We start from the raw sequence: 19,640 nt of genomic DNA, 5'->3' as shown, positions 1-19,640 counted from the left end.
ATCGTAAATTTGCTATCCTAAATTCAGTAGTATTATATGATTGAGAGACTTAATATCGTAAAACAACGGTTCGATGAGGTGAACGATTTGATTATTCAGCCGGATGTAATATCAGACCAGAAGCGATATATTGAATTAAATAAAGAGTACAAAGACCTTCGGGCTTTGATGGATGAGCGCGAGAAATATATTAGCCTGACCGATAATATTAAAGAAGCCGAGGAGATAATTTCAGATGGTAGTGACCCTGAAATGACCGAAATGGCTAAACTTCAGATGGAAGAAGCTAAAGGACAGCTTCCTGAACTTGAGGAGAAAATAAGAATGATGCTTATTCCTAAAGATCCGGAAGATGGTAAGAACGTGGTTATGGAAATTCGTGCGGGAACCGGAGGTGACGAAGCGAGTATTTTCGCCGGAGATCTTTACCGTATGTATACCAAATATGTTGAGAGCAGGGGCTGGAGTCATAATATTGTGGATTATAGTGAAGGTACCAGTGGTGGTTTCAAGGAGATGATCTTTGAGGTTTCTGGAGAAGATGTTTACGGAACCATGAAATTCGAAGCCGGAGTTCATCGTGTACAACGAGTTCCTCAAACCGAAACCCAAGGTAGAGTTCATACTTCAGCTGCAACCGTAATGGTTTTGCCTGAAGCCGAAGAATTCGATGTGGAAATAGATCCGAAAGATGTAAGAATAGATTATTTCTGTTCTTCAGGTCCGGGAGGTCAGTCGGTGAACACCACCTATTCCGCGGTACGATTAACTCACGAGCCAACAGGATTGGTTGCTCAATGCCAGGATCAGAAATCGCAGCATAAGAACAAGGAAAAAGCATTCCGTGTACTTCGTTCAAGATTATATGAAATGGAGCTTGCCAAGAAAATGGAAGCCGATGCAGCCAAGAGAAACTCGATGGTTTCCAGTGGTGACCGTAGTGCGAAGATCAGGACCTATAATTATGCTCAAAGCCGTGTTACAGATCACAGGATCAACTTAACCCTTTATGATCTTTCCAATATCATCAATGGGGACATTCAAAAGATCATTGATGAATTGCAGCTTGCGGAAAATACCGAAAAGTTAAAAGAGAATTCAGATATACTTTAAAGAATACAAAATGCCATTCTGAGCTCAGTCAAAGGATGGCATTTTAATTTCTGATAAACCTTAACCAATATTCGCTAACAGATAATTGATATTATGACATCACAGGAGCTGACTGAACAGATCTTCAAGAAAAAATCATTCCTATGTGTTGGTTTGGACACCGATCTTGAAAGGATCCCAACCTATTTACTTTCTGAAAAAGATCCTGCCTTCAGCTTTAATAAGGCGATTATCGATGCTACGCATGAGTTTTGTGTAGCTTACAAACCTAACATTGCTTTTTATGAGGCTTTAGGTGTTGATGGCTGGAAGTCTTTAAAGAAAACGATCAATTATCTGCATTCAGAATATCCAGATCTTTATACTATTGCCGATGCTAAGCGTGGAGATATTGGGAATACATCCCGTATGTATGCCAAGGCGTTCTTTGATGATCTTGGATTCGATTCGGTGACCGTAGCGCCATATATGGGGAAGGATTCCGTAGAGCCTTTCCTGGAGTTTACCAACAAGCATACTATTTTGCTGGCTCTTACTTCTAATGAAGGTGCTTTCGATTTCCAGACCTTGAAAACAGGGGATGACGATCTTTATAAAAAGGTGATCAAGACCTCAAAAGAATGGCAGAATTCTGAAAATCTTATGTATGTTGTTGGAGCTACAAAAGCGGAGTACCTGGCAGATATAAGAAAGATAATTCCGGAGAACTTTCTATTAGTACCTGGGGTAGGAGCCCAGGGAGGGAGTCTCGAAGAGGTTTGTAAATATGGGATGACTAAGAATGTCGGGCTGCTGGTAAATTCTTCCAGGAAGATCATTTATGCCTCAGACTCTTCTAATTTCGCTGAAATCGCTGCCGCAAAAGCTGAAGCCATTCAGACCCAGATGGCTCAGGAACTGGAAAAATTGTAATTCTTCATTATGCAAATTCAGGATCAGTTAGGCCGAACGATTGAACTGAAAAATACCCCCAAAAGAATAATTTCGTTGGTGCCCAGCCAGACAGAGCTGCTGGTAGATCTTGGTCTGCAGGATTCTATCGTAGGGATCACTCATTATTGTGTGCATCCGGCATCCTTAAAAGAACTTAAGACAAGCGTTGGTGGTACGAAAAAAGTGAATTTTAGAAAGGTAAAAGATCTTGAACCGGATATTATCCTTTGTAATAAAGAGGAAAATACCAGAGAGATGGTGAAAGAACTGGAAAAAATAGCTCCGGTTCATGTTTCAGATGTTGCCACTTTGGACGACGCTTATCATTTAATGCTGGATTACGGAATAATTTTCAGTTGTTCGCCGTTGGCTTCAACAATGGTAAATTCGCTAAAAAAGAAATCTGAAAATTTAAAAGAGCTGGTAGCTAATTCACCTGAAAAAAATGTAGCCTATTTTATATGGAATAAACCTTTAATGGTTGCAGGACAGGGCACTTTTATTAATGAAATGCTTAAGTTAAATAGATTTCACAATGTGTTTGATGTAGAAAGGTATCCCGAAACAGATCTGGAAGATCTAAAAAATAAGGATATTGATATTTGTCTTTTATCGTCTGAACCTTTTCCCTTTAGTGAAGAACATAAAGCGCTTTTTAAGAATGTCGCCAGGGAAGTAAAAATTGTGGATGGGGAGTATTTTAGCTGGTATGGTAGCAGGCTTTTAGAAGCTATGGACTACTTCAAGCAGTTTCATTCCTAGTTTCAACCAGATCACATTTCATTCTCTTTAGTTCTGCCAGGATCTTTCTTGCTCTATCATTTAACCGATCACTTTTTTCTTTATCGATTAGGGCAATTTTATAAGATCGTTGCATTAGCCTTGAGTATTTATCACAAAGGCGTTCTTCTCTGGTTTTATTTTCAAAAATTCTAAACATGGTAATTGTAAACTTATCTATCTTCATTCATCATTTCTACACACAACAAAGCTAAGCAGCAGTAACTATATAGAATAATAACATGTAGTTAAGGTTGTTCTAAATTAATATGGATAAAGGATGGAAACTGTTAAAATATTAAATTTTGTAAGAAAAGACCTATCTGTCTTGTAAGGCAAATACTTTTCGAAGAAGATCAGTTGTTCTGGCCGATATAGAGTTTCGGATGTCTTTTTCTTCTTGGGCGATCATCACATACACACCATCCAGAGCTTCATTGGTTACGTAATCTGGCAGATCTGGATTCACATCGGTGGTTATGGGAAGTGAGTTATATTTTTGAATAATATTTCGCCACACCTGGGTAGCACCTACTTTATCCAGTGAGTTACTGATTATGGGGTTAAATTTACCGTAAAGTTCCTCTTCTGTTCTATCTGACAAATAAACAGTTGCAGCGTTATCTGCTCCCAGTAAAATATCTCTGGCATCGGTGAAGGTTATTCCTCTTACTGCATCTGCAAAAACAGGGATTGCTTCACTCACAGCATCTTCAGCGGCGCGGTTTAAAACCTTTAAACCTTCATCTGCCAGGGCATCTAATCCTACATCTCTTAAAGTCTTATCTACTTTTTGAAGTTCTGGTGGAAGACCTATTCTTACCAGTTCATTCTTGAAAAAGCCATCTTCTTTTGCCAGATTGGTTACCTCTTTGTCAATCCCAAATTCCAATGCCTGTTTTAAACCTGAACTAATTTCAGCATCACTAACGCCATATTCCTGAGGCAATTGAGAGGCGATTTGTTGTAATTCTGCGCAGGAGGATAATAGTAGAATGGCGGCAAAAGCTATAATTTTTTTCATTGTATTGTTTTTGTAAACTGCCTGGGATAACCTTTTTTCTTAAATAGACATCGGCATTCAACCTTGTTTAACCCCGAAATAGGCATAGTAAGCAGGAATTTTTTCAAATATAACCTCTCTGATTATATAAGGACGGAGTCAAAAGTTATAATAATACTAAAACAATTGATCTAGGTTGTATTTTAATGTCAGGATCGCGGATTTAGCTGGGAGAAAATTTATTGGATTAAATAAATACAATCGTTTTGTTATTGTAAACTAGAGTTTTCCTATCTAAATGCAGCTTTATACCCCTTGCCAATACTATCTTTTCCAGGTCACGTCCCTTTAAAATTAGATCTTTTACGGAATGACTGTGGGAAATCCTTGTGATATCCTGTTCAATTATAGGGCCTGCATCCAGCTCTTCAGTAACATAATGACAGGTGGCGCCTATAATTTTCACACCTCTTTTGTAAGCAAAATGATAAGGTTTGGCGCCTGCAAAAGCTGGCAGAAATGAATGATGAATATTAATGATCTGGTTAGGGAAGGTTTTGATCAGTTTTTCAGACACAATTTGCATATAGCGGGCCAGGACAATAAAATCGATATTTTCCTGCTGTAGTAATTTTAGTTGTTGCGCTTCAGCCTCTTCCTTTTTGTTTTTTAAAATTGGGATATGATAAAAAGGGATATCAAAACTTATCGCAATAGATTCCAGGTCTTTATGGTTGCTAATAATCAAAGGAATTTCAACCTCCAACTCACCAGATCTGTATCTTCCTAAAATATCATATAAACAGTGATCGTACTTAGAAACGAATATTGCCATTTTCAATTTTGAGCCTGCCTTAAACATGTACCATGACATATTATAGGGATCTGCAATATCTCTTTTGAAATGGTCTTTAAAGTCATCATGATTTATTTGATGATCGAATTCGCACTCCAACCGCATAAAAAAGATCTTATTCTCCACATCAACATATTGATCGATATAGATTATATTACCTTTATGTTTATGAAAGTAGGAGGTGACGGTGGCAATAATACCGGAAGTATCCGGACAATGGATGAGCAAGGTAAGTTTAGACATGCAATGATTTTTGCAGTCTAAAATTAAACAATTTCAGACATTTGGATCGGGCTTGAATTAATATTATACTATTCCTAAAGAAGCCTGCTAACTTTTACAATTTTCGTAAATTGCAGCTCCAAAAAATACTTAGAATTAGAGATGGAACAACAAAATCCCTATAAACCTAAAAATAAAATAAGAATTGTAACCGCCGCTTCCCTGTTCGACGGGCACGATGCAGCAATTAATATTATGCGCCGTATCATTCAGGCTACAGGCGTTGAGGTGATCCACCTTGGACATGACCGTAGTGTAGAAGAAGTAGTGAACTGCGCGATCCAGGAAGATGCTCAGGCTATTGCCATGACTTCTTATCAGGGAGGACATACAGAGTATTTTAAATATATGTATGACCTGTTGAATGAAAAGGGCGCAGGACATATCAAGATATTTGGTGGAGGAGGAGGAGTGATCCTTCCAGATGAGATCAAGGAATTGATGGATTATGGAATAGACCGTATCTATTCTCCAGATGATGGACGGGAAATGGGACTCCAGGGGATGATCAATGATATGATCAAAAGAGTGGATACAGAAGTTCCATGTCTTAAAGATTCAGACAAGGTTTCAGAAAATCTAAAAAGTAAGAACGTAAATACAATTTCAAGGCTGATCTCCCTTGCAGAGAACAGGCACGAAGAGTTCAATAAATATTTCGATAAGGATTCTATAGAAACTGGAGATGCTCCTGTATTAGGGATTACCGGTACCGGTGGTTCCGGAAAATCCAGTCTTGTAGACGAACTGGTTCGTCGTTTTTTAATGGACTTTCCAGATAAACATATCGGTATCGTTTCTGTAGATCCATCAAAGAAAAAGACGGGTGGTGCTTTATTGGGTGACAGGATCCGTATGAATTCTATTAACCATGAGCGTGTTTATATGCGTTCGTTAGCGACAAGACAGGCTAACCTAGCTTTGTCTAAATATGTTGCAGAAGCCGTTGATGTATTAAAAGCGGCGAAATATGATCTTATTATTCTGGAAACTTCCGGAATAGGTCAGAGTGATACTGAGATCCTGGATCATTCAGATGTGTCACTTTACGTGATGACACCAGAATTTGGTGCTGCTACCCAGTTGGAAAAGATAGATATGCTTGATTTTGCAGACCTGGTAGCGATCAATAAGTTCGATAAACGCGGAGCACAGGATGCTTTACGAGATGTGAAAAAGCAATATCAGCGCAATCACCAGCTATGGCATGCAGATGCCGAAACCTTACCGGTATTTGGAACCATTGCTTCGCAATTTAACGATCCGGGAATGAATACGCTTTATAAAAGCATCATGGATAAGGTTGAAGAAACAACCAAATCTGGCTTGACATCAACTTTCGAGATCTCGAAAGAAATGAGCGAGAAGATCTTTGTGATCCCACCAAAGCGTACACGTTACCTTTCTGAAATCGCTGAAAATAACCGTTCGTATGATGATAAGGCCAGGTCACAGGTTGAGGTAGCACAAAGACTTTATGGAATTTATAAGACCATTGAGACCGTTGCTGGAATAAAAACAGAATTTGGGGAGGATCAGCATAAATATTTAAGTAAGAATGGTATAGATCAGAATGAGATATATGAAATTTCAGAAGACTCTCAAACCGATTTCTTAAAATTACTTTTTGCTGAATTCGATAAAACGAAAATGGATCTTGATCCTTATAACTGGGAGATGATCCTTGGCTGGAATGAAAAGGTGACCAAATACCGCGAGCCGGTATACAGTTTCAAAGTTCGTGATAAGGAAATAAAAATTGATACACATACCGAATCACTTTCACATACCCAGATTCCGAAAGTAGCACTACCAAAATATAAGGCATGGGGAGATATCCTTGGATGGTGTCTTCAGGAAAATGTTCCGGGGGAGTTCCCATATACTGCGGGGCTTTATCCGTTTAAAAGGACAGGTGAAGATCCTACCAGGATGTTCGCGGGTGAAGGTGGACCAGAAAGAACCAACAGACGTTTTCATTATGTGAGTCAGGGGCTTCCTGCCAAGCGTTTGTCTACAGCTTTTGATTCTGTTACCCTTTATGGAAATGATCCAGATCATCGTCCCGATATTTATGGTAAAATTGGTAACTCGGGAGTTTCGATCTGTTGCCTTGATGATGCGAAAAAACTTTATTCAGGGTTCGATCTTGCCGATGCAATGACATCGGTTAGTATGACCATTAATGGTCCTGCACCAATGTTGCTAGGATTTTTCATGAATGCTGCGATCGATCAGAATTGTGAAAAATATATCAAGGAAAACGGACTTGAAGATAAAGTTGAGGCAAAGCTGAAAGAACTTTATGACGAAAATGATATAGCAAGACCGGTTTACCGCGGAGAATTACCAGAAGGTAATAATGGTTTAGGTCTGATGCTTTTGGGATTAACCGGAGATCAGGTTTTGCCAAAGGATGTTTATGAAAAGATAAAGGCTGAAACTATCAGCGTTGTTCGTGGAACTGTTCAGGCAGATATTCTAAAAGAAGATCAGGCGCAGAACACCTGTATTTTCTCAACTGAATTTGCGTTGAGACTGATGGGTGATGTTCAGGAATATTTTATTGAAGAGAAAGTTAGAAATTTCTATTCTGTGTCCATTTCAGGATATCATATTGCCGAGGCAGGAGCGAATCCTATTACCCAGCTGGCGTTTACCCTGGCGAATGGTTTCACTTACGTGGAATACTATTTAAGCCGTGGAATGGATATTAATAAATTTGGTCCAAACCTATCTTTCTTCTTCTCGAATGGAGTTGATCCGGAATACGCAGTTATTGGTCGGGTAGCGAGAAGGATCTGGTCTAAGGCTTTGAAAAATAAATATGGAGCTAATTCCAGAGCTCAGATGTTGAAGTATCACATTCAAACCTCTGGTAGATCCCTGCATGCCCAGGAGATCGACTTTAATGATATTAGAACTACGCTACAGGCACTTTATGCGATATATGACAACTGTAATTCCCTGCATACAAATGCTTATGATGAAGCGATTACTACGCCTACAGAGGCTTCAGTAAGAAGAGCGATGGCGATTCAGCTCATCATCAATAAGGAATTAGGTCTTGCGAAAAATGAGAACCCGATACAGGGATCATTTATTATTGAAGAATTAACAGATCTTGTCGAAGAAGCAGTTCTTACCGAATTCGATAGAATCACAGAAAGAGGAGGCGTACTTGGGGCAATGGAAACGATGTATCAGCGAGGGAAGATCCAGGAAGAAAGCCTTTACTATGAAACTTTAAAGCATAATGGTGACTATCCAATTATTGGAGTGAACACATTTTTAAGTTCTTCAGGATCGCCTACCGTAACACCGGGAGAAGTTATCAGGGCGACCGAGGAAGAAAAAGAACACCAGATCACTACTTTGGAGACCCTTCATAAGGCGAAAGAATCTAAAGCTGAGGCTACCCTTGAGAGGATCAAAAAGGCAGCCGTAAACAATGAAAATCTCTTCGAAGAACTTATGGAAGCTACCAAGGTTTGTTCTTTAGGGCAGATCACTCACGCCTTGTTCGAAGTAGGTGGGCAGTACCGAAGAAATATGTAAGAAGACCTTCGAGCTCGCAGCTAAATGTGAGCCATGGATATAAAAAAACCGGATGAACATCCGGTTTTTTTTTGATTAAGTAATTTTATAGAGATAGCCTCCAGACACGCTGAAGTTTTCTGAACTTCTGAATTTCTTTTCTTAGAATAATTAAAAAATCTTTACCATTGCTACTGGCATATTCCAGTCGCTCACAGCTTTTATAAAGCCTTTCGGTAAGTTTGCTTACGCTGGCCACGTATTTCATCTTGGAATCCTGGAAATATTCAGTTTCTGCTTTATTGATATTAAGGATGAGCGAATGAGAGTTTCTAATGATATCCCCGGTGAAATAGATGCTTTTGTCTTCGGTTCCATTCTCATTGAGAACGGCCAGATCTGGTATGATATAATCTGAAATACGGCGGGAGATCTGCATGATCTCCTGGGCCTTAAAGTATAAAGCCGAGTATCTTCTATCCGAATTTCCTGAGAAATATTTCACCTGCAAATTTTATACTAATTTACTAAGCAAATTAATTACTTGTCTTTAAATTTTAAAGTCTAAAAATTATTTATCTTTAGAAACTAAATTAAATTGTAGCTTAAACTTTAAATTGTTGTGGATAAATTAAATTGGGCAATCCTCGAAGAATTGCAGAAAAATGCACGAATATCCTTCTCTGAAGTAGGAAGGAAAATAGGTTTAACCTCTCCTGCAGTAGCCGAAAGAGTGAGGAAAATGGAAGATAGCGGGATTATAGATTCTTACAAGGTAAATTTATCTCATCAAAAAACCGGTTACCAACTTAGGGCTATTATTACTTTAAGAGCATTTACAGGGAGATTAAAAGCCTTTCTGGAAACTGTAAAGGAATTTAAAGAAGTGGTGAATTGTTATCGTATTACCGGTAATGAAAATATTATCATGGAAGTGATATTAAAGGACCAGGTGCATCTTGAAAAGCTTATTGATAAATTAATTACCTATGGCGAAACAAGAACCCACATTGTACTTTCTAACGTTATAAAAGATGGTCCAATAGTCGCAAAAGTCGATTAATTGTGATTTCTGCTCAACAACTTTTCAACTTATTATAAGAGCATTTCTGAAAAGTAAATGTTAAAAAACGGTATTTCTTATTCCGAATATTAACAACTGATTATCAGCTGGTTTTTTTATTGTTAAATCCAGATTAATTGTAATTTCTTTATGATAGCAGCGTCTAATCTGTCATTAAATTTGCTTTAAAATAGAAAGTAAAAAGTAAAAATCGAGTTATGAAAAAGAAGGCGTTATTATTTCTAGTGCTTGCAGTAATCACAGGATTGGTTGGATTTACAGGTTTATCGTTTTCGGGAATTGAAGTTGTTAGAGTGATGTTTCTGATTTTTGCAGATTTGTTAATCGTTTCACTGATGGCGAAATTATTTTTTCCCGATAAACCGAAAATGAAACTGCAGCGCGTACGTAAATAAATAAGGAAAATTAATCTTTAAATTATAGATAAACCCATAAGTATATTACTTGTGGGTTTTTTTATGGAATAATTAATGATGCAATTCATATATTTAAGTCTATTCTTTATTTATGAGAAAACTACTATTAGCAGTTTTTACTGTTTTTGCGATTGCAAGCTTACAAGCCCAGGAGTATAGGATTGTCAAAGGAGGAGTAACCGATTCCTTACCAATCTCGGCTGTTCCTGGTGAAACCTATGCTTTATATGTTCCCAGAGATTATACTCCGGAAAAGGAGTGGCCGGTAATTTTTGTCTTTGATCCTCAGGGTCGTGGATCTACCACGGCTAATTTATTCAGATGGGCGGCAGAAGATCAGCAATATATAATAGCTTCTTCTAACATTAAGCTAAAAGAAAAACCTATCGATACTATAATAGAAACTGCAACTTCGATGATGAATGAGGTTATGCAGACCTTTCCGGTAGATCTTGACCTGGTTTATACTGCCGGAATGGGAGAGGGAGCTCAGGTTGGTTCTGCTCTGCCTCTTATCTACAAAAAAATGGCGGGAGTGATGGCTGTAGGTAATTCATTCGTAAATCCAGATTATCTTGATAGGAGTAACCCATATATGTTCATAGGAATTGCAGGAAACAAAGATTATATGGTATATGAAATGGAGGATTATCTAAGGTTCTATGATGATCTTGATTTTCCTACAGATGTATATTATTTTGATGGAAAGGAAGATGAATGGCCCGACGGACCAGTAATTTCTAATGCAATTACGGGATTTACCCTGGAAGCTATTCAAAAAGGAAAAAGACCAAAGAACGAAGCATTTATTCAAAAGTTATTTGATAATGAATTAGCCTATACAGAAACTCTTAGAAGAACTCGAAATTATTATTCCGCATACCAGAAACTGGAAAGGATGGAAGAGAAATATGAAGATTTTGGATATGAGGAAATTTTGGAAGAAAGGAAAAAGGAGATAAAAAGATCCAGTACTTACAGGTCTCAAAAAAGTGATTTCAGGCAGGCTGTTTCTTTTGAAAAGCAGCAGCAAAGAGAATATGAATATCTACTGGGATCTGATATTCTCACTGCGAATTTCGATAATATTGGATGGTGGGCCTACCAGGTAGATGAACTTGAGAAACTTAAAGAAGGTGATGCCGAAGCTAAATCGAATATGGCTTATCGTCTCTTAGGTTATCTGGATTTTGTTACGAAACGGGAGTTTGATGAGATAATGAAATCCAGAGCTCCAATAGATGTGAAGATATTTATTAGTGTTTTGCGAACCGTGATAAATAAGAAAGATCCGGAAGCTTACCTAAAGATCATTTCTCTCGCAGGCTTAGATGGTGATCATGAAACTGCTCTCCTTTATCTTGAGGATCTTTTAAAAACAGGATATTCAGATATGGAATCACTATATAACATTGAAGGCGCACTGGAGCTTCAATTTACACCTGAGTATAATGCCATCATTAAAAAATACCTGGGAGAATCTAAGTTCTTTAATGATAAGATAAATTAGGCGCTTTCGCGCTTTAGAAGCTTCTTTAGCACGAATAAAAGCATACAGGCAAAAAGGGAAAGACCAAACATAGTATACCAGGTAATTTCAAACCCGAAATTATCTATCAATTGCATCCCTGAGTTATGACCAAAAATATGACTCACCGAAAATGCAATACTGTAAAGTGCCATGTAAGATCCTCGTTTTTTGCCATCAGACCTGTGTAGAGCGAAGCTGTTTGAAAAGGGGAAACCTATCATTTCACCAACGGTTGCGAGCAACATTCCAACTACCAGGATCCCAATCCATCCAGTTAGGTTCACAACCAGGAAACTAATACCTGTAAGGATTGTTCCAAGTATCACATAACCTGTGGCGGTGTGCTTCTGGTTTTCCATAAATTTTATAAGAGGCATCTCAAAAAGGAAAATCGTAAGTCCGTTTAATCCTAGTAATAAACCTATCTCAAATTCATTCAGCTTATGTATTTCAGCATAATACAACGGCATGGTTGAAAAATACTGGATAAAAACAAAACCAAATATCATCATCGCAAAAACGAAAATGAGGTAAAGTCGGTCACTCATAGCCGATTTTGCCCTAACAATGATATCTTCAGGTTCAGGCGTTGACCGTTTAGGGTGCAAAAGCTTCAGCAAAAGTAATCCGGCAGCAAGACAGGTAAGTCCATCTACCCAGAAAAGCCAGTTGTATCCTCCAGTTGCGATAATAAATCCACCTATGGCGGGCCCGGCCGAAAACCCGAGATTAATGGCCAGTCTTATTAAAGTTACAGATCTCGTTCTGTTCTGTGGTTTGCTATAGGCACTTATAGCTACAAATACTGCCGGCCTAAAGATATCTGCTACTGTCATTACCAGATATATTCCTATACAAATTGGCCAGAAGGATTCGGGGAACTGTAAGAGAACGAACAGGAATGAAGAGACTATAAGGCTTAGCGCCATGGTCTTGTAATGGCCAATCTTGTCTGTTAACTTTCCGCCCAGCCATGATCCCGTAACCGATCCAAGTCCGAAAAACGTCAAGATCCAGCCTACTTCTTCGAGTGTGAACCCTCTGCTTTTCGTAAGGTAAAGAGATAGAAAAGGTATTACCATGGTTCCCGCTCTATTAATAAGGGTAATTAATGATAATAGCCAGATCTCCTTGCGTAAGCCTCCAAAGGATTCAAAATAATAGCGTAACAGGTTCTTCATGGTTGGTGATGAGTCCTCAAAATTAAATTAAATTTTGGGTGTTTTTATTATTAATTTTGAGTGCTTCAAAAAGATATTTGATGAGAACATCCATTTTTGCATTAATCCTGTTTCAGTTTTTTTTCATTCCGGAAACTATTTCGGCCCAGGATGCAGACCTTATAGAAAGTGCTAAAAAGTTTCAGATCGAGTTGGAAAGGGAATATGCAAACCCTGAAAAATCTCCTTTAGATGAAAAAGATCTGGAGGAATTCAGAGGTCTGGAATTTTTTGAAATCGATCCTGATTATATTGTACAGGCAGAATTTGTGCGTACTCCATCTGAATCTCCTTTCGCTATGAAAACCAGTACCGATAGAATGAAGATGTACGTAAAGTATGGTGAGTTGTATTTTAGTTTAAAAGGAAAGGACTTAAAACTGAATGTATATCAGAATCAGGATCTGGTGAATGATCCGGAATATTTTGATTATTTGTTCTTACCCTTCACAGATCTCACTAATGGAGATGCAACCTATGGAGGTGGGAGATATATTGATTTCAGGATACCAGAATCTAAAGAAGTAACCCTGGATTTTAATAAGGCATATAATCCTTATTGTGCCTATAGTGGCAATTATTCCTGCCCCATTCCGCCTAAGGAGAATGACCTGCCTATAGAAATAATTGCCGGTGTAAAGGCATTTGATAAGCACTAATTAGAATGCATATATGGCTGCTAAGACAAACGAAGCAAGGTTGTCTGTAGCCTGCAGGTCCTGGTCAAGGAATACTTCTTCAGAAATGCTATCAAGTCTTAATTCTGGTTTGATGATAAGACCTCCAACTGTATAATTACCGGTCAGGGTAAAATCTAAGGAGCGAACGTCTGCTCCATAAACTGGACCACCGTCCTCAAGCTCTTTAAAGTATTCTGCTCTTAAACCCAGTCCAAAACTTTCAGATAAAGCGACCTGAGGATAAAGCGCTGCACCGTAGAACCCAATTCCATCTGTTGTTTGGTAGGTTCCGTTGAAACCTAAATAAAATGCATCTGTAAGATCCCAACCAGTAGTTAGATCTATTTGGAACAACGCGTCGTCAGAGAGAGATTGTTCGCCATAGATGAGATTTAAAAAAGCGCTACCGTTGGCGTTGGAATATCCAAGCTGACCACCAAAGGTATATTTGCCAATGGGGTTGAATTCGGTATAATCTGTAGGGTTCATAACGGCAAGCATTCCTGTCCATTTATCATTAAAACTGAAATCTGCTTTAAGTCCTGTATGTGAAAATGGGCCGTAAGAGAACATATAGGAAGTTGAATAATTGAAATTAGCTGCCGGAGAAATGACCTCATAACCCAGGAAAGTATTCCAGTTACCTATGGTAAATTTTAAAGCATCATTGACCTTATAATAGGCATAAAGTTGATTAACGATATTAGTTGATGGAGCAGATAGAAATACTGCATCTTCACCGCGGGGTCCAAAGACAAGGTCTGCTACGAAGCCAACCTTGTCACCTTCATATCCCAGGATGACATTCGCCATTCCAATGGCAAAGCCTGGATCATTAGCAAATGAGGTTGCGGGTGCAGCAGGCACAAAACTTACTTCATCACCGCCCACGATCTCTACAGATTTATTCAGACCGTTAAAATTGGTCCTGAAATAGGCGTCTACGCTTCCGCTAATAGAGAATTTTGAAGTTTCTTCTTCCTCTACTTCCTGCGAAAAAATTGTAGAAGTAGTAAAGGCAACCGGTAGTAAAATGAGAATTTTTACTAATTTTGAAAAGGTAATTGCTTTCATAATAAAATTGGTTAAAAATGTAATTAACTGAATAGTTTAGCGACTAGGTTGACCATTTTTTGATCAGATGTGAAAAGCTGTTATTTTATACGGAGCGTTTGGAGGAACGCTCCGTTTTTTTGTTTAACAGACTATTTCCTAATGTTCCTTAAGTCCGAAATCAGGATAGGCGTCCATGCCATGTTCATGAATATCCAGACCTTCCGTTTCTTCTTTGGCGGAAACTCTGATACCCATAGTAACTTTTAGGACATAAAAGATTATAAAGGATCCAACTATACAGATCGCAGCATAGCATGCTACTCCGATAAGTTGAGTTATAAACTGGTCTACACCGGCCATATTACCAAAAATTCCAACGGCCAGGGTTCCCCAGATTCCACAAATGAGGTGAACAGCAACTGCACCTACCGGGTCATCCAGTTTTATCTTGTCAATTAGGGCTACGCCAAATACGATGATAGCTCCTGCGATAGCTCCTATAAGGATGGCATCTGTTGGAGACATTTGGTCTGCACCGGCAGTGATACCTACCAATCCTCCTAAGATTCCGTTCAGGAACATCGTAATATCATAATTCTTATATCTTATTGAGGAAACAATGAAGGAGGTTACTCCACCGGCAGCAGCCGCTAGACAGGTTGTTACCAATGTTAGAGAAGTAAGTTCAGGATCTGCAGAAAGTACAGAGCCACCATTAAATCCAAACCATCCTAACCATAAGATTAGAACACCCGCGGTAGCGAACGGCATATTATGTCCCGGAAAGGCTCCCACTTTTCCGTCTTTAAATTTTCCAATTCTGGCACCTAGTAGATAAATAGCTACTAAAGCAGCCCATCCACCAACAGAGTGTACCAGGGTAGAACCTGCAAAGTCATAGAATCCCATTTCGTCAAGGAATCCACCACCCCATTTCCAGGAACCGGCAATCGGATAAATAATACCAACATATAAGATCACGAATATCATGAAACTATTAAGTTTGATACGTTCAGCAACGGCACCAGATACTATAGTAGCTGCAGTTGCGGCGAACATTCCCTGGAACAGAAAATCTGTCCAGTATGTGTAGCCTTCATTGTAACCTAGGTCAAGGGATCCGTCAACAAGAGGGCTGGAAAGACCGAAACCGGCAAATCCAAAGAAGCCATTAAATTCCCCCGGATACATTAGATTGAAACCCAATAGACAATATAAAAGCAGGCCGGCGGTGATTATGAATAGATTTTTGAAAAGGATGTTGATCGTGTTTTTTTGTCTGGTAAGACCAATTTCCAAAAATGCAAATCCAAGGTGCATAAAGAAAACAAGTCCTGTGCAGATCATCATCCATACGTTATTTACTGTAAGTAATGCGTCCATTATTTCTTTCGTTAGTTGATTCGTAATTTATTTCAGAGATTCAGCGCCTTTTTCTTTAGTCCTTATCCTATAGGCTTCATCTATCGTGGTGACAAAAATTTTCCCGTCTCCAACTTTACCCGTGTAAGCAGCTTTTAAAAGGGTTTCAATGGTTTTGTCCAGGAAAGAATCTGTTACCACAATAGAGAGATATCGTCTTTGAATATCTGCTGTGCTATAACTAACACCGCGATAAACGTGACCTACTTTCTCGTTACCTACTCCGGTTACATCCCAATAACTAAAGAAGGTTACTCCTATTTCATGAAGAGCCTCCTTGGTTTCATCGAACTCTGACTTTCGAATGATTGCTTCGATTTTTTTCATAATTAAATATTAATAATTGGTTAAATTTATAGAAATAGAAGTATAGACCCTTAAAAAAGTAGGGTAGTGTGATCATTTTTATTAAATAAAAAATAAATACCCCTAAAAATTTAGGGGTATTTATTTTAAATCAATATTTTTCAGGATTTCGTATCCTTTATTTTTAATTACAGGTATTTAGAGATGAAAATTCCGATTAGAACGGCTAACATTCCCAGGATCAGGCTTCCAAAAAGATAGACTGAGAACGTTAAATAATCTCCAGATTTGATAATGGAATAATTCTCAAAAGAAAATGTAGAAAAAGTAGTAAACCCTCCGCAAAAACCTATACCAAGCATAAGGTTTAATGGAGTGTTGAGGCTATTAGTTTTAAGAGCCCATCCAAGTATAACCCCAAGTATGAGGCTGCCTAAAATATTGACAAGAAAAGTTCCGAAGGGAAGAAGGTGACCTGCATTGAGATATTTACCAATAATATACCTAAGACTGCTGCCCAGGCCACCACCAATAAATACCAAAATCAGATTTTTAATCATTAATCTTCAATATTTTCCTGTTGCTTTAGTGGAATATAGATATTTGTTATCCATTTTGCAGGATTAGCATTTTCATTTGGTCCTGTTACGTATACTTCGAAAGGCTGTGCATCTTCATTGGCGGTTAGACCATTGTTGTTTATGTATTCATAAGCAGCATGCCAGGCTTCTTTAAGGTTTTTGTAATCACCTTTGAGGGAAGTTTTTAAGGTTCTCTGGTTCTGCATAAAACCGTTCAATACATTACTTTCTGCAGGGGTGATGACCTCGCTTGGAGTGAAAATTGCTGCTGAATAGATCGCAGTACCAGCATCTTCGTTCCATTGATTGTATAGAATAAGAGGATTCCCTACCTGCTCAATATTGTTATTGGCCATATAATTCTTGACTTCCCCGATCATTTTAGGCATCCTTTCGGTTACCTGGCTTATCTTACTTGCCGTAGTGACATACATATAATAGCCACCTCCATGCTGAGTAACCCCATCTATATTTATAGAATAAGTTTCCATTTTTTCTTTGAGAACTTCTTCTAAATTATTCAGCCCTTTTTCGAACATTGGCTGCATCATTTCGCTAATGCTTTCATCCTGAAATATAAAAGCAGCTTTTTCCATGAAGCTTTGCTCACCTTTCATTCCCCAGGTAACCATCGTGCTATCTCCCTGCTTGTTGAATTCCCAGTAAACATCGCTCGTAGACTCGCCAAAAGGAGTTTTAAAGGTTATTTTCTGATCTATACTGGTATGAGGATTAGCTTTCTCTGTATTTATTTCACCTTCACCCATTTCTTCACTGCTCCATGAATAAGAAGCTCCTTCACCACTGGTTTTTTCTCCGTAATTTATAATCATATCTTCTGCCTCCTGAGACCATGGTTCCCATTTTTTCCAGGATGTGAATTCATTTACCTCATTAAATACAACTTCCTGTGGCACCATCATCATCTCTTTTTGTTCCACCTGGAATTTTCCATCCTTGGTAGCTATATAGATGGAAGCACCGATTATAAATATGAGTAAAAGGAAAAAAAGATATTTAAAAATTTTCATGTCTGGTTAAGATTAGGTGATGCTAATATAATTAAAATAGGAAATTAGGCGTAGGTTAATTCCTATGTAACTAGTGATTCAGCCTGCTTTTTATAAAAAAGAGTATAAGAATGAATACTATAAATCCAAGCAAGACGAAAATACTTCCTTTATAATATTTCTTGTGTAGGCGAATATCTTTTCTATAACTAAAGATCATGATTATGATGAAGGCGATTACGAAAAGACCTGCAAAGATCAACTGTCCGGTAGAAAACATTTTGTTTATTTTTATGCAAAGTTAACTTTTTAAAGCTTGATATAATATGAAGAAAAGAATTGCGGCAGTAAAAGAATTCCATTCGGCCTTTGGTTTAGGGATTAATGAAAAGCCGAAGGCCGATCTGGGAAAAGCAAAGAACCTTTTAAGGTTCAACCTGATGAAAGAGGAAAATGAAGAATACCTGGAAGCTGCGAATAATAATGATCTTACTGAAGTTGCTGATGCATTAGGCGATATGCTTTATATCCTTTGCGGAACCATTATAGAACATGGTATGCAACATAAGATTGAGGAAGTTTTTGACGAAATCCAATCTAGTAATATGAGTAAACTTGGTGCAGATGGGAAGCCTATCTATCGTGAGGACGGGAAAGTTCTTAAGGGACCAAATTATTTTAAACCCGATATAGACCGTATCCTTGAGAAGTAGGTTCAGTTTTTAGAGAATTTTAAAATAATCGTGATCTCATTTTTTTAACTTGAAAATAAAAATGCGATCAGTACTTATTTTTCTGGTTTTAATTCTTTGTGTTTCCTGTAAGAACAATACTGAAAATAGTAAAAGTACCAGCACTGAAATTTCAAAGGAAATAAAAGAAAACCGAAAAGATGTTGAGCACACAGAAAGTTATCAGAACAAGGAATGGTCTTATTCTTTAGACTATCCTGCCAATTTTCGAGTTCTTGAATCTGAACTTCCCGGAAAGAGCCCGGTTATTAATCTATTTCCGGCAAAAACAAATTATAATCCTCCTTTTGCTATTCATGAAAAACCTGATATAGCATATATGGCTGTTCTTCCTAAAGGTTTTGGAGTGGACGCGCCTTCTGGAAATAGTACCGACCTGGTGAATTGGAATGGTGCTCTGCCTGATGTTCCCAATATCGATAAAGACAATAGTAAAATCTATCTTCTCGAAAATAATAGTCCCTGGGCCTATTTTATCAGGTTTGAAAATGCTCCGTCTGGCTGGGACAACTATGGTGGTATTTTTGTTCATTTCAAAATTAACGATTTCGCGGCGGAATGTTTTGGTAAGGAAACTGGTAGGCAAAAGAAAATGGAGGATTGTGATCCCATGGGGAACGATGAAGTTCGCTACTCAGGTGAAATTGACGAACAAACTAAAGCTGAACTTATTAGTATCCTGGAATCGTTTAAATTCAAATTAAATGAGAAAAGTGATATTTCTGAACTTATCCAGGTCGAAAAGCCTCTTCCAAATAAAGATGTTCGATCTCCCTTAAAAGTAAGTGGTAAGGCAAAGGGTTTCTGGTTTTTCGAAGCCAACGCGCCAATTGAGATTTTGGATAAGGATTTTAAAAAGATCGCTGAAAGCTATATAAAAGCTGAAGGAGAGTGGATGACGAAAGATTTTGTGAATTTTAGCGGTGAAATAGAGTTTGAAGGGCCAGATGATGAACGTGGATATTTAGTCTTTAAACGTGCCAATCCATCAGGTAAAAAAGAAAATGCCAGGCAATATCGTATCCCGATAATATTTCCACCTAAATAAAAAATCCCGGCATTGACCGGGACTTTATAA

At 38.1% G+C, this 19,640-nt stretch carries 21 protein-coding genes; 10 read left to right on the top strand and 11 right to left on the bottom strand.

The genetic code is table 11. The annotated features are described in order from the left end of the window. The first annotated feature begins 36 nt into the window (after positions 1–36). The 3 genes from prfA to G3I01_RS00720 all read left to right on the top strand — a co-directional run bounded on the left by prfA (position 37) and on the right by G3I01_RS00720 (position 2,808). Entirely contained in the window at positions 37–1,113 is a 1,077-nt protein-coding gene (prfA, locus tag G3I01_RS00730; protein WP_219550214.1) for a peptide chain release factor 1, read from the top strand. 93 nt (positions 1,114–1,206) lie between these two features. Continuing rightward, a complete protein-coding gene (gene pyrF, locus G3I01_RS00725) occupies positions 1,207–2,025 on the top strand; it encodes an orotidine-5'-phosphate decarboxylase (RefSeq protein ID WP_219550212.1) in 819 nt (272 codons plus the stop codon). 9 nt (positions 2,026–2,034) lie between these two features. Beyond that, complete coding sequence (locus G3I01_RS00720) at positions 2,035–2,808, top strand: helical backbone metal receptor (RefSeq protein WP_219550210.1); 774 nt, start codon at positions 2,035–2,037, stop codon at positions 2,806–2,808. On the opposite strand, the gene G3I01_RS00715 is transcribed toward G3I01_RS00720, so the two are convergent. The 3 genes from G3I01_RS00715 to purU form a co-directional block, all read right to left on the bottom strand. Continuing rightward, positions 2,789–3,013: a Lacal_2735 family protein gene (locus G3I01_RS00715; protein ID WP_257710672.1), complete on the bottom strand. Its 225-nt coding sequence runs from the start codon at positions 3,011–3,013 to the stop codon at positions 2,789–2,791. The genes G3I01_RS00720 and G3I01_RS00715 overlap by 20 nt on opposite strands. A 132-nt stretch (positions 3,014–3,145) precedes the next feature. Then, positions 3,146–3,850 carry a DUF4197 domain-containing protein gene (locus G3I01_RS00710; RefSeq protein WP_219550208.1) on the bottom strand — a complete coding sequence of 235 codons (705 nt, stop codon included), beginning with the start codon at positions 3,848–3,850 and terminating at the stop codon, positions 3,146–3,148. 226 nt (positions 3,851–4,076) lie between these two features. Continuing rightward, entirely contained in the window at positions 4,077–4,928 is an 852-nt protein-coding gene (gene purU, locus G3I01_RS00705) for a formyltetrahydrofolate deformylase (protein WP_219550206.1), read from the bottom strand. Positions 4,929–5,069: 141 nt separating this feature from the next. Between purU and G3I01_RS00700 the strand changes: the two genes are divergently transcribed. After that, the gene (locus G3I01_RS00700; protein ID WP_219550203.1) at positions 5,070–8,525 is read left to right on the top strand and encodes a methylmalonyl-CoA mutase family protein; all 3,456 of its coding nucleotides are present in this window, start codon (positions 5,070–5,072) and stop codon (positions 8,523–8,525) included. Between the two features lie 85 nt (positions 8,526–8,610). Here G3I01_RS00700 and G3I01_RS00695 read toward each other — a convergent pair whose 3' ends face one another. After that, entirely contained in the window at positions 8,611–9,009 is a 399-nt protein-coding gene (locus G3I01_RS00695; RefSeq protein WP_219550201.1) for a hypothetical protein, read from the bottom strand. Between the two features lie 111 nt (positions 9,010–9,120). Here G3I01_RS00695 and G3I01_RS00690 point away from each other — a divergent pair, with 111 nt between their 5' ends. The 3 genes from G3I01_RS00690 (at position 9,121) to G3I01_RS00680 (ending at position 11,514) form a co-directional block, all read left to right on the top strand. Next, positions 9,121–9,567 carry an Lrp/AsnC family transcriptional regulator gene (locus G3I01_RS00690; RefSeq protein WP_219552736.1) on the top strand — a complete coding sequence of 149 codons (447 nt, stop codon included), beginning with the start codon at positions 9,121–9,123 and terminating at the stop codon, positions 9,565–9,567. 218 nt (positions 9,568–9,785) lie between these two features. Next, positions 9,786–9,983, top strand: coding sequence for a DUF1328 domain-containing protein (locus tag G3I01_RS00685; protein WP_108170122.1), 198 nt, complete (start codon positions 9,786–9,788; stop codon positions 9,981–9,983). A gap of 112 nt (positions 9,984–10,095) precedes the next feature. After that, positions 10,096–11,514 carry a hypothetical protein gene (locus G3I01_RS00680; RefSeq protein ID WP_219550198.1) on the top strand — a complete coding sequence of 473 codons (1,419 nt, stop codon included), beginning with the start codon at positions 10,096–10,098 and terminating at the stop codon, positions 11,512–11,514. On the opposite strand, the gene G3I01_RS00675 is transcribed toward G3I01_RS00680, so the two are convergent. Next, the gene (locus G3I01_RS00675) at positions 11,511–12,716 is read right to left on the bottom strand and encodes an MFS transporter (protein ID WP_219550196.1); all 1,206 of its coding nucleotides are present in this window, start codon (positions 12,714–12,716) and stop codon (positions 11,511–11,513) included. The genes G3I01_RS00680 and G3I01_RS00675 overlap by 4 nt on opposite strands. 80 nt (positions 12,717–12,796) lie before the next feature. Between G3I01_RS00675 and G3I01_RS00670 the strand changes: the two genes are divergently transcribed. Then, a complete protein-coding gene (locus tag G3I01_RS00670) occupies positions 12,797–13,414 on the top strand; it encodes a DUF1684 domain-containing protein (protein ID WP_219550194.1) in 618 nt (205 codons plus the stop codon). On the opposite strand, the gene G3I01_RS00665 is transcribed toward G3I01_RS00670, so the two are convergent. From G3I01_RS00665 to G3I01_RS17065, 6 genes are all read right to left on the bottom strand, one after another. After that, positions 13,415–14,509 (bottom strand): porin, encoded by a 1,095-nt coding sequence (locus G3I01_RS00665; protein ID WP_219550192.1) that lies wholly within the window; start codon positions 14,507–14,509, stop codon positions 13,415–13,417. 138 nt (positions 14,510–14,647) lie between these two features. Next, positions 14,648–15,874, bottom strand: coding sequence for an ammonium transporter (gene amt, locus G3I01_RS00660; RefSeq protein ID WP_219550190.1), 1,227 nt, complete (start codon positions 15,872–15,874; stop codon positions 14,648–14,650). Between the two features lie 27 nt (positions 15,875–15,901). Further along, complete coding sequence (locus G3I01_RS00655; protein WP_219550188.1) at positions 15,902–16,240, bottom strand: P-II family nitrogen regulator; 339 nt, start codon at positions 16,238–16,240, stop codon at positions 15,902–15,904. A gap of 167 nt (positions 16,241–16,407) precedes the next feature. Beyond that, entirely contained in the window at positions 16,408–16,776 is a 369-nt protein-coding gene (gene crcB, locus G3I01_RS00650; protein ID WP_219552735.1) for a fluoride efflux transporter CrcB, read from the bottom strand. A gap of 2 nt (positions 16,777–16,778) precedes the next feature. Further along, a complete protein-coding gene (locus G3I01_RS00645; RefSeq protein WP_219550186.1) occupies positions 16,779–17,831 on the bottom strand; it encodes a GyrI-like domain-containing protein in 1,053 nt (350 codons plus the stop codon). Positions 17,832–17,901: 70 nt separating this feature from the next. After that, positions 17,902–18,090: a hypothetical protein gene (locus G3I01_RS17065; RefSeq protein WP_108170114.1), complete on the bottom strand. Its 189-nt coding sequence runs from the start codon at positions 18,088–18,090 to the stop codon at positions 17,902–17,904. 46 nt (positions 18,091–18,136) lie between these two features. Here G3I01_RS17065 and G3I01_RS00640 point away from each other — a divergent pair, with 46 nt between their 5' ends. After that, entirely contained in the window at positions 18,137–18,523 is a 387-nt protein-coding gene (locus tag G3I01_RS00640; protein WP_219550184.1) for a nucleoside triphosphate pyrophosphohydrolase family protein, read from the top strand. A 61-nt stretch (positions 18,524–18,584) separates the two neighbouring features. Beyond that, entirely contained in the window at positions 18,585–19,610 is a 1,026-nt protein-coding gene (locus tag G3I01_RS00635) for a Gmad2 immunoglobulin-like domain-containing protein (protein ID WP_219550182.1), read from the top strand. The last annotated feature ends 30 nt before the right edge of the window (positions 19,611–19,640 follow it).

It is taken from the genome of Gramella sp. MT6 (assembly GCF_019357415.1).
Taxonomy (GTDB): domain Bacteria; phylum Bacteroidota; class Bacteroidia; order Flavobacteriales; family Flavobacteriaceae; genus Christiangramia.
This window is presented reverse-complemented; position numbering and strand designations above follow the sequence as displayed.

Excerpts from the sequence above, each read along its gene's own strand:
- G3I01_RS00675 (WP_219550196.1), bottom strand. The coding sequence starts at position 12,716 with ATGAAGAACCTGTTACGCTATTATTTTGAATCCTTTGGAGGCTTACGC.
- G3I01_RS00710 (WP_219550208.1), bottom strand. The coding sequence starts at position 3,850 with ATGAAAAAAATTATAGCTTTTGCCGCCATTCTACTATTATCCTCCTGC.
- G3I01_RS00670 (WP_219550194.1), top strand. The coding sequence starts at position 12,797 with ATGAGAACATCCATTTTTGCATTAATCCTGTTTCAGTTTTTTTTCATT.
- G3I01_RS00720 (WP_219550210.1), top strand. The coding sequence starts at position 2,035 with ATGCAAATTCAGGATCAGTTAGGCCGAACGATTGAACTGAAAAATACC.
- purU (WP_219550206.1), bottom strand. The coding sequence starts at position 4,928 with ATGTCTAAACTTACCTTGCTCATCCATTGTCCGGATACTTCCGGTATT.
- G3I01_RS00635 (WP_219550182.1), top strand. The coding sequence starts at position 18,585 with ATGCGATCAGTACTTATTTTTCTGGTTTTAATTCTTTGTGTTTCCTGT.
- amt (WP_219550190.1), bottom strand. The coding sequence starts at position 15,874 with ATGGACGCATTACTTACAGTAAATAACGTATGGATGATGATCTGCACA.
- G3I01_RS00700 (WP_219550203.1), top strand. The coding sequence starts at position 5,070 with ATGGAACAACAAAATCCCTATAAACCTAAAAATAAAATAAGAATTGTA.
- prfA (WP_219550214.1), top strand. The coding sequence starts at position 37 with ATGATTGAGAGACTTAATATCGTAAAACAACGGTTCGATGAGGTGAAC.
- pyrF (WP_219550212.1), top strand. The coding sequence starts at position 1,207 with ATGACATCACAGGAGCTGACTGAACAGATCTTCAAGAAAAAATCATTC.
- G3I01_RS00685 (WP_108170122.1), top strand. The coding sequence starts at position 9,786 with ATGAAAAAGAAGGCGTTATTATTTCTAGTGCTTGCAGTAATCACAGGA.
- G3I01_RS00655 (WP_219550188.1), bottom strand. The coding sequence starts at position 16,240 with ATGAAAAAAATCGAAGCAATCATTCGAAAGTCAGAGTTCGATGAAACC.
- G3I01_RS00645 (WP_219550186.1), bottom strand. The coding sequence starts at position 17,831 with ATGAAAATTTTTAAATATCTTTTTTTCCTTTTACTCATATTTATAATC.
- G3I01_RS17065 (WP_108170114.1), bottom strand. The coding sequence starts at position 18,090 with ATGTTTTCTACCGGACAGTTGATCTTTGCAGGTCTTTTCGTAATCGCC.
- G3I01_RS00640 (WP_219550184.1), top strand. The coding sequence starts at position 18,137 with ATGAAGAAAAGAATTGCGGCAGTAAAAGAATTCCATTCGGCCTTTGGT.
- G3I01_RS00680 (WP_219550198.1), top strand. The coding sequence starts at position 10,096 with ATGAGAAAACTACTATTAGCAGTTTTTACTGTTTTTGCGATTGCAAGC.
- G3I01_RS00665 (WP_219550192.1), bottom strand. The coding sequence starts at position 14,509 with ATGAAAGCAATTACCTTTTCAAAATTAGTAAAAATTCTCATTTTACTA.
- G3I01_RS00715 (WP_257710672.1), bottom strand. The coding sequence starts at position 3,013 with ATGAAGATAGATAAGTTTACAATTACCATGTTTAGAATTTTTGAAAAT.